This is a genomic window from Chryseobacterium sp. GTID13 (assembly GCF_056172655.1).
Window position 1 is genome coordinate 505,358 of sequence record NZ_JAOCMB010000006.1, and the last position, 14,422, is coordinate 519,779.

Sequence of the window (14,422 nt, forward strand, 5' to 3'; positions counted from 1 at the left end):
ATTAATTTTAGGTATAAACTTTGTATACACTCCTTCAAATAAGTATCGATACTTTACTTTTTCACCAAAACCGTTTAACATTTAAAAATATGAAATTATGGCTGAAGTAATCGCACAAGAAAAACAGGGAGGAAGCAAACAAAGAAAAAAATTAATCCGGGTGGATATGACTCCAATGGTAGATTTAGGATTTCTATTGATCACCTTCTTTATGTTTACCACCAATTTTACAAAACCCAATGTAATGGATCTGGGACTTCCGGCGAAGGATCCTAATCCACATCCAACAAACATTCCTCATATTGGAGATAAAAATCAGGTAACCTTTATCCTCGGGAAAGATAACAGGGTATTTTACCACCAAAGCAATGAGAAGGACCTGAATACAGCAAACCTGAAAGAAACAGATTTCAGCGGGGTAAAAATCTCCAAGATTATTTCTGAAGCTTATCAAAATGCACCGGCACCGGAAAATTTCACCGTCATTGTAAAACCTACTGATGACGCCAATTATAAAAATTTTGTAGACATTCTGGACAATATCGCGATCTCTAAAAAAGAAAGATACGGCATCACAGATATAAAACCATGGGAAAAGAAAATTTATACCGAATTAACCCAATAGAATCGAAGAGCATTTTTACAATGCTCTTTTTTATTTAAATTTGAAGAAACAACTAAGATTATGCTGAACTTTGAAAGAAAAGGAAACGGAAAAGAGACTTTAGTGCTTCTTCATGGTTTTATGGAAAACATTTCTATCTGGAGCGACATGGAACCTCATCTTTCTGACAATTTCTCACTGCTGAAAATAGACCTTCCCGGTCACGGACAATCTGATATCCTGGCCGAAGTCCACACTATGGAACTGATGGCTGATGAAGTGAAGAAAGTTCTGGATCATGAGAAACTAAGCAAAGTGCATCTTTTGGGACATTCCATGGGAGGATACACTTCACTGGCCTTTGCAGATAAGTATCCTGAAACCCTTAAAAGCCTGACTTTATTTTTCTCTACCTATTTCCCTGATGATGAAGAGAAAAAGCAGCAACGCATCAAAAGCTACAGGATTATCAAAGATGCTTTCGCCCACTACGCCCGTGCCGGGGTTCCTAATCTTTTTAATCCTAATGAAAGAGATGTTCTGGAAGGAAAAATTGAAACTGCACTGGAGACAGCACTTTCTACCAACAACATGGGAGCACTTGCCTGTGTAAAAGGTATGGTGGAAAGAACAGACAAAAAGCATGTCTTGGAAAACCTGGAAGCTAAAATTTTAATCCTGGCCGGAAAACACGATAATGCAGTAAAAACAGACACCATGATCAAGCATCTGCCGGACAGAACCAATATAAAATCTTATATCCTGGACTGCGGACACAACGGACATTGGGAAAAACCAAGCATCTGTGCCGAAATCATCAACACTGAGCTTCTTCACAATTTACCCAAAAAATTAGTCCTGTAACAGACCGGCTTCCTGATCTGAATCAGTGTGTATCAAAAATTCTTGTATATTAGTAAGGAATAATTATTTCAATGGGTTTATTCTCGTTCAAAAAAAGAAACCGCCGGTCATCGGCCTCACCCTTTCCGGTGGAGGCATGCGTGGGATTGCCCATATCGCAGTACTGAAGGCACTGGAAGAATACAATCTGAAACCGCATATTATTTCAGGGACCAGCGCCGGCTCTATTGTGGGAGCATTTTATTCTTTCGGAAAATCACCGGATGAGATGATGGATATTGTAAAGTATACTACCTTCTTTTCAAGATCCTATCTTAAGCTTTCCAAGAATGGCATTTTCAGCTCCAATTTTATCTTAAAACTGTTCAATGATCATTTTCCTGAGAATGATTTCAGAATCTTAAAAATTCCTGTTTATGTAACTGCTACGGAAATGACCCACGGAATTGTAGATTTCTTTTCGGAAGGAGAACTTTTCAGCCCTCTTTTAGCTTCATCAAGCGTTCCCTTCGTTCTGCCGCCTGTAAGAATGGGAGAAAAAATATATGTCGACGGAGGCGTCTTAGACAACCTTCCTATAGAACCTATTATTGATAAATGTGACTTTCTGATCGCTTCCCACGTCAACTCTATAAGCTATGATGAATTAAAAAAAATGAGCCTTATGAAGGAATTCGACCGGATTCTCCATTTGGCCATCGCGAAATCGGTTTATTCAAAGGTTAAATCCTGTGATATTTTTTTAGACCCCCTAAAATGACGAAGTTCAGCTTATTCAGCAAGAAGAACCTGGATGTCATGTTCCAGGAGGTTTACGAGTATACGTGCGAAGAACTCGAGAGCAAAGGCTACACAAAAGGTTTGAGTGTATAAGTGTTTTAGAGTCTGAGTGTATCAGAAACTACAAATTACATTTTGCCTTTTTACAATTTTGCCTTTTCGCCTTCTTACAGCTCTTCCTGCTCAAGTTTTCTCTTAAATGTTTCAATAGTATCTGCCAGAGATTCATCAGATTTTCCTCCCGCTGCATTGATGTGGCCGCCGCCGTTAAAATATTTTCTGGAAAACTGGTTCACATCCACATCGTCTTTGCTCCTGAAGGAAATTTTAATAAAATCTTCATAAAGATCCTCCATAAAGAAAGCTGCCATCTTTACGCCGCCAATACTTAGCCCGTAGTTCACGAAGCCTTCCGTATCCCCTTTCTGGAAACCAAATTCTTTCAGTTCGTTTCTTGTAAGAGACAAAATAGCCACCTTACCATCATCCACCACTTCTATTCTTCCCAGCACGAGAGCAAGAAGATGAAGACGGGAAACCGTATTGGTATCCCATGTATTGGAAGTGATCACGGAAGGATCAGCACCATTTTCAATTAAGTGGGCAATAATCCTGTGGGTGGTTGCGCTTGTGGAACGGAAACGGAAGCCGCCTGTATCCGTCATAATCCCAGTGTAAAGACATTCTGCAATATTCTGGTTGACCAGCTTTTCGTCCTCCATCGCTTCTATGAAATGATAAATCATCTGTGAAGTGGCAGGAATTACAGTATCAGAATAAACAAAATCGAATTTTTCAGGCTGCTGATGATGGTCGATAAGAATTTTCTTAGCCTTTGATCTTGTCAGCCATTCACCCAACAATCCTATTCTTGAAGGAGAATTAAAATCAAGACAGAAGATCACATCTGCTCCGCTGATCAGGTCGAAAGCATATTTTCTTTTATATTCACCGATGATCACCTTTTTAGATTCCGGCATCCATTTCAGGAATTTCGGAAAATCGTTGGGTACAATTACTTCCGCAGGAATACCTTTCGCAGCCAGATAATGTTTCAGCCCCAGGCTGGAACCTATAGCATCCCCGTCCGGATTGTAATGGGTGAGGATAACGATCTTGTTTTCAGGCGTAAGTAATGTATTGATATCTAAAAGTTCTGCTGGTGTAAACATCGTGTGTTTATTTTTCTTTAAATTTGAGTTTTCAAAGATAGAGCTTTTAAATAAATGAGCTACATATTATTTATTTACACCGGATTTCGTTTTCAGGTACAGCTTATAAAAACAGGAATGAAAAACATTTCAAATAATTTCTAAAAAAAGATAAGTAAAGTTTGTAACTTTTAAAAATTTCTATATCTTTGCAACCTGAAAATTAATAGATTAATTACGATTTAAATATATAGTAATGAGTAAAAGAACATTCCAGCCATCAGAAAGAAAGAAAAGAAACAAACACGGTTTCAGAGAAAGAATGTCTACGCCAAATGGAAGAAGAGTTTTGGCAGCAAGAAGAGCTAAAGGCAGAAAGAGTTTAACTGTTAGTGCATCCCGCGCTAAGAGATAATATCTCGGATTATCATATACAAATCATGCTTGAAAAGTAGTTTTTCAGGCATTTTTTGTTGTTAAAATTTCCTAAAGTTTAAGGTTCTTAAGCTTCTTTTTTCTATTTTTAAGCTCTGAAAAAACAGGTTAGAAATAGCAACATAAAACTGAATTATGCCGCATACAAATATCTCCGGAGATAATATTATAAGCTTACAGCACGCAAAAATTGCGCAAAAAAACTTCACTGTACTTTCTGATGTTAACCTTAACATTAAAAAAGGCAGGTTCTGCTACCTTATCGGAAAAACAGGTTCCGGAAAAAGTTCTCTTCTGAAAACCCTTTACGGACACATTCCTTTAGCATCAGGACACGGATCTGTAGTAGGTTTTGAACTGGCGAAGCTTAAACCTTCCGATATTCCTAACCTGAGAAGAAAACTAGGCATTGTATTCCAGGACTTCCAGCTTCTTTCCGACAGAACGGTTGAGAAAAACCTAAGATTCGTTCTTGAGGCAACCGGCTGGAACGATAAAGTAAAAATGGAAGACCGTATTAATGAGGTTTTAGGAAGCGTAAACATGAAAAGCAAAAAGCACAAGATGCCGCATGAGCTTTCCGGAGGCGAGCAACAGCGTATCGCTATCGCAAGAGCTTTACTGAACCACCCGGATCTTATCCTTGCCGATGAACCTACAGGAAACCTTGACCCTGAAACTTCCAACGAGATCATGACCCTTCTGAAGCAGGTAGCCCTTGAAAACGGAGCTGCTGTGGTAATGGCAACGCATGATTATCATATGATCCAGAACTTCCCTGGCGAAGCAATCAGATGTGAGGATGGAAAAGTATCTGTGTTGGATACTGCAGAATTATTTGAGTAAAAGATTGAAGGATTAAAAGATTAAAAAATTCAGAATCTTTTAATGCTGATTTTTAAAGACATGAAACTCTTTAGTGAGTTCAAGATAGGGGTCCGAGTATTGTCTCGGACTTTTTTCTATCACGAAATCAGACTCATTAACCATTCCTTCTGTAAAGGAAAACTCAAGAACTAGTCTTTTCGTTTTTGAGCCTTCTATCCCTTTAATATTAATTTTTCGTTTTAAAAATAACCGGTGTTTCAAAGCCGTTTCAACAAAGCCGTTTCCAGCTTCCGCAGGAATAATAACCGATAGAATACCTTGTTCAGATAGTAAGTTTACAGAGGCTTCGATAAGCTGCTTAAAATTCAGCTCAACAGTTTGGCGGGCCAATTTATCTTTATCAGAAGAAGATTCTTCAAAATAGGGCGGATTCGAAACAATAAGATCAAATTTCTTTTCTGTTTCAAAGGTTTTAAGATCCTGATGAATATTTTTCAGCCTTGAATGAAAAGGAGAATGTTCAAAGTTTGTTTTGGTAAGTAAAGCTGCTTCTTCATTGATGTCGAGTCCAAGGAAAAAGGCGTTTGGGTTTCTTTGGGCAAGCATTAATGAAATAAGGCCGGTACCGGTTCCTATTTCCAAAACTTCCGAAGCATTTTCAGCATCAGCCAGAACACCCAGCAGTACCCCGTCAGTTCCCACACGGAAAACATCTTTTGACTGCTGAATTTCAAAATGTTTAAATCTAAAAGGCTTCACTATAAATTGGTAGGCAGCGTGATAGTAAATGTAGATCCTTTTCCCACTTCAGATCTTACAGTGATCTCTCCCTTGTAATCTTCTATCATTTTCCGTACCATAGAAAGCCCAAGCCCCATTCCGCTGTTTTTAGAGGTAAAATTAGGCTCGAATATTCTCTCATACATATTTTCAGGAATTCCGATCCCGTTATCCTGCACGGAAATCATTACTCTTCTCTGATGCTGTTCCACATCTACATTGATGATCAGTTTACGTTCGTCACTCTGTGCCTGTTTTGCATTGGTCACAAGGTTGGTAATGATCCTGGAAAGGTAAATCCTGTCCATATTGATCATAATATTCGACTTATTGGAATGCATAAAAATACTGTCATCGTTGAAAACACGCAGAATATCTTCAACTTCCGTATTCAGATTGATGACCTCGTTATTTTTTTCAGGAAGCTTTGCAAATTCTGAGAAAGCAGAAGCAACAGTGGCAATCAGGTCAATCTGGTCTACCATTGTTTTGCTCATCAGTTTTACCCGTTCCCTTATGTTCGGATCTTCAGGATCAAATTTTCTTTCAAAGTTCTGGATGGTCAGCTTCATCGGAGTCAGAGGGTTTTTAACCTCATGAGCTACCTGCTTTGCCATTTCCCTCCAGGCTTCTTCAGACGCTTTGAAACGCAACCTCTCCTTCTGGTCCTGGATCTGGAGGATCATCCTGTTGTACGCTCTTGCCAGCGCGTTAAGCTCATCATTCTTGTAATATCTGATAGGACGCATTTCATTTTCAAATAAAGTAATACGGGTAATCATATCAGAAAATTTGGTGATATTTTTCGCTAAACTGTTAGACGTTACCCAGCTAATCCAGATACTGAAAAGAATGAGGAAAATATCTACCAGGAGAATATATTTTACGTACTGGTGAAGAACATCCAGATAGGCAGATTCATTATGATATAAAGGAATATATACAATTCCTATAGGTGCAAGCTCATTGTTTTTCAAAAGAAGGTAAGAGGAAGTACGTTCCGCATCTTTGGATTTGTCATACCCTTTAATATCTACCCTGGAATCAGTGGCAAGAATTTTATTAACAATATTGACCGGTATGGTTTTCTGGTCAATAAGACTTTCATCCTTATTGGAGAGGAGGTAATTTCCCTTCAGGTCGTAGATTACAATATCATGCTTGTTGATATCTGCTATCTCAAAAATACTATTACCCAATACCTGTGGAAGATCTTTGGTCTCCACGAGGGTTCGGCTCACCGCATAGTTAAGATAAGTCATCACTGCATTAGTTTTCTCCTGCATATCAATATTACTTTGCTGCAGGGAATTATTCCTTAAAACGAAATAGGGAACCAGCGATGTAGCGACAACACTTAAAAAACATACGAGCAGAAAACCGAAAAACACCCGGTTTCTTAAACTGTACCCTTTATATTTACTTATTGGCATCCTACTTTTTAATTAACCTAGCAATATACTTACCAATAATGTCAAATTCTAAATTAACTTTATCTCCGATTTTAAGATGCTGCATATTGGTAAACTCCCAGGTATAAGGAATAATAGCTACAGAAAACTGCGTATCCTCGCTTTTTGCTACGGTAAGGCTTATCCCGTTCACTGTAATGGAACCTTGAGGAACCGTTACGAAACTTCCGGCGTCTTCATATTTAATTGTAATAAAATAGCTTCCGTCCTTATTCTCAATGCCTGCCACTTCACCTGTTTTATCGACATGTCCCTGCACGATATGCCCGTCCAGTCTTCCGTCCATCTTCATACATCGTTCAAGATTGACCACAGTACCTACTTCCCATTTTCCAAGATTGGTTTTTTCCAGAGTTTCGTTGATTGCCGTTACCACATACTGATCTCCCTTGATTTCAACAACCGTAAGACAGCATCCGTTATGGGCAAGGCTTTGATCTATTTTCAGCTCATTCGTAAAAGGGCATGTTAATGTAAAATCTATGTTGCTTCCTTTTTCTTCAATCTTTTCAATAACGCCAACTGCTTCAATAATTCCTGTGAACATATTATTTTTTGCTAAATTTGTAAATTATAATCTTCAAAGATAATCAAAATGAGCCCAAAAAACCATAAAGTACGAGTAGGAATTTCAATCGGTGATTTTAACGGCATCGGTCCGGAGATCATCATGAAGTCCCTGAGTGACAAAACCATTACGGATTTTTTCACTCCGGTGATTTTTGGCTCGGGAAAGTTATTCACCTTCCAGAAAAATATTTTCAAGCTTAATCTGAACTTCAACTACATCAATGAAGCATCGCAGGCACAGGCAGGAAAACTGAATATGGTAAACCTTACCAAAGACAATGTGAACGTAGAACTGGGAGTTCCTACGGAGGAATCAACCAAAATGGCGATTGATTCCCTGGAAGCTGCTACCGAGGCTCTAATGAAGGGTGACATTGATGTTCTTGTTACCGCACCTATTAATAAGGATGAAATGGTAAAAATGGGCTTTAAACATGCCGGGCATACAGGATATTTTGAAGAAAAATTCAGTAAGAAAGGGCTTATGTTCCTGGTTACGGAAGATCTTAAAGTAGCTGTTTCTACCCACCATATCCCGATTGCCAGCGTAGCAGAAAACATTTCCAAGGAGAAAATCAAGAAGCAGATCAGAGCTTTGAATCAAACTTTAATTGAGGACTTCTGTGTACAGAAACCGAAAATTGCCGTATTGGGACTAAATCCTCATGCAGGCGACGGAGGCGTAATCGGAAAAGAAGAAATAGAAATTATAGAACCGGCAATAAAGGAGCTATCCGACAACGGAATACTGGCTTTCGGACCTTATCCTGCGGACAGTTTTTTCCAGCCTAATAAATATAAAAGCTTCGATGCTGTTTTAGCTATGTACCATGATCAGGGGCTTGCACCGTTTAAAACCCTGGCCTATGAAGAAGGAGTGAATTACACGGCAGGACTTCCTTTCATCAGAACTTCTCCGGACCATGGAGTGGCTTATGATATTGCAGGAAAAAACATTGCCGATGAGCAGAGTTTTACGGAGGCTATCTTCACAGCTATTAAAATATTCAGAAACAGAAGCGAATATAACGACCTGATGACCAACCGTATGCAGCCAAGAAAGATGGCCGTTGACAACGGAGTGGATGAAGATCTGCCGGATGAAAATGAAGGATAATCGGTTAAAACAAATTTTAAATTAATTTGTTATGGATTTTATTTGTTATTATAAAAAAATTGCATATTTTTGCACACTCATTTTATGGACAAGTTAAGAAACTATGACGTAAGCTTTTCCGGACTCAAAAACGGGAAGCACGTGTTCAAATTTGAGATAGATAAAACGTTCTTTCAATTATTTGACACTGAACAGGAATTTACAAATCCTAATATAACTGCAGATGTTTTTCTTGAAAAGCATACTACATTTTTAGAATTTGAGATCAAGGTACATGGGACAGTAGTCCTTGTTTGTGATATCACAAATGATGAATTCGACTATCCTATTGAAAACGAGATCAAAATTTTGGTGAATTTTGGTGAAGAATATGACGACAGCAATGAAGACGTCATTACGATACCGGCTTCAGACCATGCATTCAATGTAGCTCAGCTGATTTACGAAAATGTACAGCTTTCTATACCGATGAAAAAAATTTCACCGAATGTAAGCGATGAAGATCTGGAAATTCTAAACAGGTTCAGTCCGAAAGATATTGAAGAATCCGAAGAGGAAGAGCATGACAGTGATCCCCGATGGGACGCGTTGAGAAAATTAAAAGACAATAATTAAATAAAATAATTTAAATATGATGAGATGATGAATCTCATCGCTCATCAATTAAAAAAGTTATTCAAAATGGCACATCCTAAGAGAAGACAGTCGTCCACAAGAAGAGATAAGAGAAGAACTCATTATAAAGCAGTAGTTCCTCAATTAGCGAAAGATGCAACAACTGGTGAACTTCACCTTTACCACAGAGCTCACTGGCATGAAGGAAAACTTTACTACAGAGGTAAAGTAGTATTGGAAAAAGAAGTAGCAACTACAGAAGAAAACTAAGAGTCGCTTTTCACTGAAAAAGCCTCATTTTAATACAAAAACCGCCCAATTTTGATAAAATTAGGCGGTTTTTTGTTGTTTTTTATGTTTTTTTGGTATCTTTGGGACAAAATCAAATATCAATTTTATGGACATTAAAGACATACAAAATCTTATTAAGTTTGTATCTAAAGCTGAAGTTTCAGAAGTAAAATACAAAACTAAAGATTTCGAAATCACCATTAAAACTCCATTAGCAGGTAGCGATGCTGTTTATGCACAGCCAGCAGTGTACCACACAGCTCCTCAGGCTGCAGCAGCTCCAGCTCCAGCTGCAGTAGCATCTCCGGCAGCAGTTTCCACTGAAAAAGCGGAGGCAGCATCAGATGACAGCAAATATGTGGCTATCAAATCTCCAATGATCGGTACTTTCTACAGAAAACCATCTCCGGATAAAGATGTATTCGTAAACGTAGGTGACGAAATTTCCGTAGGAAAAGTAGTTTGCGTAATCGAAGCAATGAAGTTATTCAACCAGATCGATTCTGAAATCAGCGGAAAAATCGTGAAGATTTTAGTAGACGATGCTACACCGGTAGAATACGACCAGCCTTTATTCTTAGTAGATCCATCTTAATTTAGAAGTTAGATGTTAGACATTAGATGTTAGACTTAATTCTGCATTCAAAATAACATTATCTAATTTTCAAATTATCTAATTTTCAAATTGAAGAAGATGTTCAAAAAAATATTAATAGCCAACCGTGGCGAAATTGCAATGCGTATTTTGCGTACCTGCAAAGAAATGGGGATCAAAACTGTTGCCGTATACTCTACTGCAGACAAAGACAGTCTCCACGTAAGATTTGCTGATGAGGCAGTTTGTATAGGGCCTGCAATGAGCAAAGACTCCTATCTTAAAATCTCCAATATTATAGCAGCAGCAGAAATTACCAATGCCGATGCTATCCATCCAGGTTACGGATTTTTATCTGAAAATGCCAACTTCTCCAGAATCTGTCAGAAAAACAACATCAAGTTCATTGGTGCTTCTCCTGAGCAGATCGAAAGAATGGGTGATAAAGCCAACGCCAAAGCGACAATGAAGGCTGCAGGAGTACCATGTGTACCAGGTTCCGACGGACTGATCGAATCTTACGAGCATGCTGTAAAAGTAGCTGAAGAAACAGGCTATCCTGTCATGATTAAAGCTACTGCCGGTGGTGGTGGAAAAGGGATGAGAGCCGTATGGAAAGCCGAGGACCTTAAAGATCACTGGGAATCTGCCATTCAGGAAGCGGTAGCAGCCTTCGGAAATGGAGGAATGTATATGGAAAAGCTGATTGAAGAGCCAAGACACATTGAAATTCAGGTAGCCGGTGACCAGTACGGAAAAGCATGTCACCTTTCTGAAAGAGACTGCTCTGTACAGAGAAGAAACCAGAAACTGACTGAAGAAACCCCTTCTCCTTTCATGACTGACGAGCTTCGTGAGAAAATGGGTGAAGCTGCCGTGAAAGCTGCTGAATTCATTGGATACGAAGGTGTGGGAACTATTGAATTCCTTGTAGACAAGCACAGAAATTTCTATTTCATGGAAATGAATACAAGAATCCAGGTAGAGCACCCTATTACCGAGCAGGTAATCGATTATGACCTGATCAGAGAACAGATTCTTCTTGCAGCAGGAACTCCTATTTCCGGAATCAACTATTACCCGAAATTACACTCAATCGAGTGCAGAATCAATGCTGAAGATCCTTATGCTGATTTCAGACCGTCTCCGGGAAAAATCACAGGATTAAATATTCCTGGCGGACACGGGATCAGAGTGGACACTCACGTTTATTCAGGATATACAATTCCTTCCAATTATGACTCTATGATCGCCAAGCTTATCACTACGGCTCAGACCCGTGAGGAAGCTATCGCTAAAATGAGACGCGCACTGGAAGAATTCTATATCGAAGGTGTAAAAACAACGATACCTTTCCATAGACAGCTGATGGATAATGAAGATTATCTGTCAGGGAACTATACAACAAAATTCATGGAGGATTTTGTAATGGACAGAAAATATGATAATCACTAAGATTATTTACAGATACATTTTAAACTGCCTCATCCGGGGCAGTTTTTTTATTCCAAATCAGGCTAAGCTTTATAAAAACGTTGAATCTCCCTGCTCATCGGAAGTTAAACATTTCTTAATACTAGATTTTATAAGCCACTGATTACCAATCAATAGTTAGCCTAACAATTGTTAGTCGAAGAATTACTACACTTTTTAAAATTTTTCCAAAAAATTTTTCCTGATAATTTAATTACTTCTATTTTTGGTGATATAAACAACAAATCACAAAATATTAACAATTAAAATTTACTAATCATGGCAGAAAGAAATTCAAGAGGAATTTTAAAATTCAACGGCGGTGAGGGACAAAAGTTACTAAAGCTTAACTACAGTGTATCCCGTTCTACAGATGTATCAGGAAGAGTAGCATCAGATCCTTCCAATGCACTCATCAAAATTACAGTGGAAGCTACAGAAAAATCAGACATTCTGGAAAGTCTTCTTAACGGAAAATACAAGCCTACAACCGGAGAAGTTACCTTCAATAAGTCTCACGAAGAAGGAACACTGACTACTTTGAAATGGGAAAACGGATATGTAATCCAGCATGAAGTAGATTTCGACGCAGTAGATGATAACAGCATGTACATCACTTTTGTTGTGAGTGCAGAACAAATTGATCTTGGTAATTCTTCATACAGAGGAGAATGGCCTTCATCTTAAGATTGTAATTCTATATCAGGAAAATAACAACAGACAGAATGGTACCCAGATTGCGGGATACTGTTCTGTCTTTTTTTGGCTGCAATAACTATTATGTATTATTCAAAAGCTATCCTGAAAGATAGAAAACCTATCCTACCTCATGAGGAAAAGAAATATTTTCTAAAACGTGCCAATCCGCCCCTAAAATACACTTTAAATACTTCCCCGTACCCTATTATGTTTTTGTTCATGCATCTCATTAATAATGCTTAAATTTGTCAAAAACCAAAACATATGTCAACAGCAGCAACAGCAAAAAACTCACAGTATTTTATTGACCTTGAAGACCAGTACGGAGCGCACAACTATCATCCTCTTCCAGTAGTTCTGGACCGTGGAGAAGGTGTTTTTGTATGGGATGTGGAAGGCAAAAAATATTATGATTTCCTTTCCGCTTACTCTGCTGTGAATCAGGGACATTCTCATCCCAGAATTGTATCAGCGCTGGTAGAACAGGCTAAGAAACTGGCCCTTACTTCAAGAGCTTTTTACAATTCAAAACTGGGAGAATATGAACAGAAAATCACTACTCTTTTCGGATTTGACAAGGTACTTCCTATGAATTCCGGAGCCGAAGCAGTGGAAACTGCCGTAAAATTAGCCAGAAAATGGAGCTATGAAGTAAAAGGAATTTCAGAAAACGCAGCCAAAATCATCGTTTGCGAAAACAATTTCCACGGAAGAACCACTACTATTGTTTCTTTCTCCAATGATCCTGATGCCAATCAGAATTACGGGCCTTTTACACCCGGATTTATAAAAATTCCTTACAACGATATTGCCGCACTGGAAGAAGTACTGAACAGAGAGGCAGGAAATATTGCCGCATTCCTGGTAGAACCTATTCAGGGTGAAGCCGGTGTTTACGTTCCGGACGAAGGTTTCCTTAAAAATGCATCTGAACTTTGCAGAAAGCATAACGTACTGTTTATCGCAGATGAAGTTCAGACCGGTATTGCGAGAACAGGACAGCTGATTGCCTGCCATCACGAGAACGTGCAGCCTGATATCCTGATCTTAGGGAAAGCCCTTTCAGGAGGAATGTATCCCGTATCCGCGGTATTGGCCAATGACAATATCATGAATGTGATCAAACCGGGACAACATGGTTCTACATTCGGAGGAAATCCAATTGCCTGTGCAGTCGCAGTGGCGGCTCTGGATGTAGTTGAAGATGAAAAATTATCTGAAAGAGCAGAAGAGCTGGGCAAGCTTTTCAGAACTGAAATTGAAAAAATAATTGGCAAAAGCAACCTGATTACCAAAGTAAGAGGAAAAGGTCTTTTAAATGCTATCTTAATTAATGATACTCCGGACAGCTCTACAGCATGGGACTTATGCTTAAAGCTAAAAGAAAACGGCCTTCTTGCGAAGCCTACCCACGGAAATATCATCAGATTGGCACCTCCTTTGGTGATTACAGAAGAGCAGCTGTTAGACTGCGTCAAAATCATTGAAAAAACTATTACAGAATTTCATTAATGAAGTTATCAGTCTGTTATATTGTTTTAAATGGGGAAAGAATCATTGAGAAAAGTATCAGGAGCATCTATGAGATAGCCGATGAGATTATTGTCGTTGATTCTTTTTCCACAGACAAAACCGAAGAAATCTGCACCGGGTTTCCAAAGGTAAAATTTATTCAAAAAAATTTCTCGGCTTCGGCTGCCAGAAAAACTATACCTTGTCTGAAGCTTCGGGAGAATGGATCCTGTTCCTTGATTCTGATGAGGTTCCGGACCTGAAGGCAGTAGATGCCATTAAGGAAATATTGAACAATCCTAACCCTCCTTATAATGTTTATGAGATCCACTTCAACAATATCCTGCTGAAAAAAACCATCAAGTATGGCGGTTGGGGAAACGTATGGAGAGAAAGGTTTTTCAAAAAAGGACATGGAAAATACACCGACGACCTGGTCCATGAGTGCTTTATAACAAAGGATAAAAAGGGAAAATTGCCCGGAAATATCGATCATTACACCTATAAAAGTATTGCCCATCATATTGAAAAAATCAACAGCTATACACAGCTGATGGCTGAAAAAAAGTTTCCAACGGGAAATCGGTATCTCTTTTTAAGATTATCTTTTCGCCTTTTTTTGATTTCATGAAAACG

Annotated in this window: 18 protein-coding genes; 14 read left to right on the plus strand and 4 right to left on the minus strand. The window is 38.7% G+C overall.

Annotated elements, in window-relative coordinates:
• Positions 1 to 97 precede the first annotated feature (97 nt).
• From N4G44_RS18605 to N4G44_RS18615, 3 genes are read left to right on the plus strand one after another with little or no spacing between them, the layout of a single operon-like run.
• Positions 98 to 625, plus strand: coding sequence for a biopolymer transporter ExbD (locus N4G44_RS18605; RefSeq protein ID WP_474928850.1), 528 nt, complete (start codon positions 98 to 100; stop codon positions 623 to 625).
• A gap of 60 nt (positions 626 to 685) precedes the next feature.
• On the plus strand, positions 686 to 1,468 hold the full coding sequence (locus N4G44_RS18610) for an alpha/beta fold hydrolase (protein ID WP_474928851.1): 783 nt from the start codon (positions 686 to 688) through the stop codon (positions 1,466 to 1,468).
• Positions 1,469 to 1,493: 25 nt separating this feature from the next.
• Positions 1,494 to 2,228 (plus strand): patatin-like phospholipase family protein, encoded by a 735-nt coding sequence (locus tag N4G44_RS18615; RefSeq protein ID WP_474928854.1) that lies wholly within the window; start codon positions 1,494 to 1,496, stop codon positions 2,226 to 2,228.
• A 187-nt stretch (positions 2,229 to 2,415) separates the two neighbouring features.
• Here the strand turns inward: N4G44_RS18615 and N4G44_RS18620 are convergent, their stop codons facing one another.
• The gene (locus N4G44_RS18620; RefSeq protein WP_474928856.1) at positions 2,416 to 3,420 is read right to left on the minus strand and encodes a DHH family phosphoesterase; all 1,005 of its coding nucleotides are present in this window, start codon (positions 3,418 to 3,420) and stop codon (positions 2,416 to 2,418) included.
• Between the two features lie 235 nt (positions 3,421 to 3,655).
• On the opposite strand from N4G44_RS18620, the gene rpmH reads away from it, so the two are divergent.
• Both rpmH and N4G44_RS18630 read left to right on the plus strand, forming a co-directional pair.
• Entirely contained in the window at positions 3,656 to 3,814 is a 159-nt protein-coding gene (rpmH, locus tag N4G44_RS18625) for a 50S ribosomal protein L34 (RefSeq protein ID WP_040997588.1), read from the plus strand.
• 155 nt (positions 3,815 to 3,969) lie between these two features.
• The gene (locus N4G44_RS18630; RefSeq protein WP_474928858.1) at positions 3,970 to 4,680 is read left to right on the plus strand and encodes a cell division ATP-binding protein FtsE; all 711 of its coding nucleotides are present in this window, start codon (positions 3,970 to 3,972) and stop codon (positions 4,678 to 4,680) included.
• Positions 4,681 to 4,719: 39 nt separating this feature from the next.
• Here N4G44_RS18630 and N4G44_RS18635 read toward each other — a convergent pair whose 3' ends face one another.
• From N4G44_RS18635 to N4G44_RS18645, 3 genes are read right to left on the minus strand one after another with little or no spacing between them, the layout of a single operon-like run.
• Positions 4,720 to 5,421: a tRNA1(Val) (adenine(37)-N6)-methyltransferase gene (locus tag N4G44_RS18635; protein ID WP_474928861.1), complete on the minus strand. Its 702-nt coding sequence runs from the start codon at positions 5,419 to 5,421 to the stop codon at positions 4,720 to 4,722.
• Positions 5,421 to 6,875, minus strand: a complete 1,455-nt coding sequence (locus tag N4G44_RS18640) for an ATP-binding protein (protein ID WP_474928863.1) — start codon at positions 6,873 to 6,875, stop codon at positions 5,421 to 5,423. The genes N4G44_RS18635 and N4G44_RS18640 overlap by 1 nt, the downstream gene beginning before the upstream one ends.
• A 1-nt stretch (position 6,876) precedes the next feature.
• Complete coding sequence (locus tag N4G44_RS18645) at positions 6,877 to 7,461, minus strand: riboflavin synthase (RefSeq protein ID WP_260542142.1); 585 nt, start codon at positions 7,459 to 7,461, stop codon at positions 6,877 to 6,879.
• Between the two features lie 48 nt (positions 7,462 to 7,509).
• Here N4G44_RS18645 and pdxA point away from each other — a divergent pair, with 48 nt between their 5' ends.
• From pdxA to N4G44_RS18690, 9 genes are all read left to right on the plus strand, one after another.
• Positions 7,510 to 8,601 (plus strand): 4-hydroxythreonine-4-phosphate dehydrogenase PdxA, encoded by a 1,092-nt coding sequence (gene pdxA, locus N4G44_RS18650; RefSeq protein ID WP_474928866.1) that lies wholly within the window; start codon positions 7,510 to 7,512, stop codon positions 8,599 to 8,601.
• Positions 8,602 to 8,685: 84 nt separating this feature from the next.
• Complete coding sequence (locus N4G44_RS18655; RefSeq protein ID WP_474928868.1) at positions 8,686 to 9,216, plus strand: YceD family protein; 531 nt, start codon at positions 8,686 to 8,688, stop codon at positions 9,214 to 9,216.
• 66 nt (positions 9,217 to 9,282) lie between these two features.
• Positions 9,283 to 9,486 carry a 50S ribosomal protein L32 gene (rpmF, locus tag N4G44_RS18660; protein ID WP_007843326.1) on the plus strand — a complete coding sequence of 68 codons (204 nt, stop codon included), beginning with the start codon at positions 9,283 to 9,285 and terminating at the stop codon, positions 9,484 to 9,486.
• Positions 9,487 to 9,613: 127 nt separating this feature from the next.
• Positions 9,614 to 10,102 carry an acetyl-CoA carboxylase biotin carboxyl carrier protein gene (gene accB / locus N4G44_RS18665; RefSeq protein WP_474928873.1) on the plus strand — a complete coding sequence of 163 codons (489 nt, stop codon included), beginning with the start codon at positions 9,614 to 9,616 and terminating at the stop codon, positions 10,100 to 10,102.
• 99 nt (positions 10,103 to 10,201) lie between these two features.
• Positions 10,202 to 11,557, plus strand: a complete 1,356-nt coding sequence (gene accC, locus N4G44_RS18670) for an acetyl-CoA carboxylase biotin carboxylase subunit (protein WP_040997603.1) — start codon at positions 10,202 to 10,204, stop codon at positions 11,555 to 11,557.
• 297 nt (positions 11,558 to 11,854) lie between these two features.
• A complete protein-coding gene (gene tssD / locus N4G44_RS18675; RefSeq protein ID WP_048502793.1) occupies positions 11,855 to 12,262 on the plus strand; it encodes a type VI secretion system tube protein TssD in 408 nt (135 codons plus the stop codon).
• 276 nt (positions 12,263 to 12,538) lie between these two features.
• A complete protein-coding gene (rocD, locus tag N4G44_RS18680; protein WP_474928877.1) occupies positions 12,539 to 13,786 on the plus strand; it encodes an ornithine--oxo-acid transaminase in 1,248 nt (415 codons plus the stop codon).
• The gene (locus tag N4G44_RS18685; protein WP_474928881.1) at positions 13,786 to 14,049 is read left to right on the plus strand and encodes a glycosyltransferase; all 264 of its coding nucleotides are present in this window, start codon (positions 13,786 to 13,788) and stop codon (positions 14,047 to 14,049) included. Before rocD ends, N4G44_RS18685 begins: the two co-directional genes overlap by 1 nt.
• On the plus strand, positions 13,989 to 14,417 hold the full coding sequence (locus N4G44_RS18690) for a glycosyltransferase family protein (protein WP_474928883.1): 429 nt from the start codon (positions 13,989 to 13,991) through the stop codon (positions 14,415 to 14,417). Before N4G44_RS18685 ends, N4G44_RS18690 begins: the two co-directional genes overlap by 61 nt.
• The last annotated feature ends 5 nt before the right edge of the window (positions 14,418 to 14,422 follow it).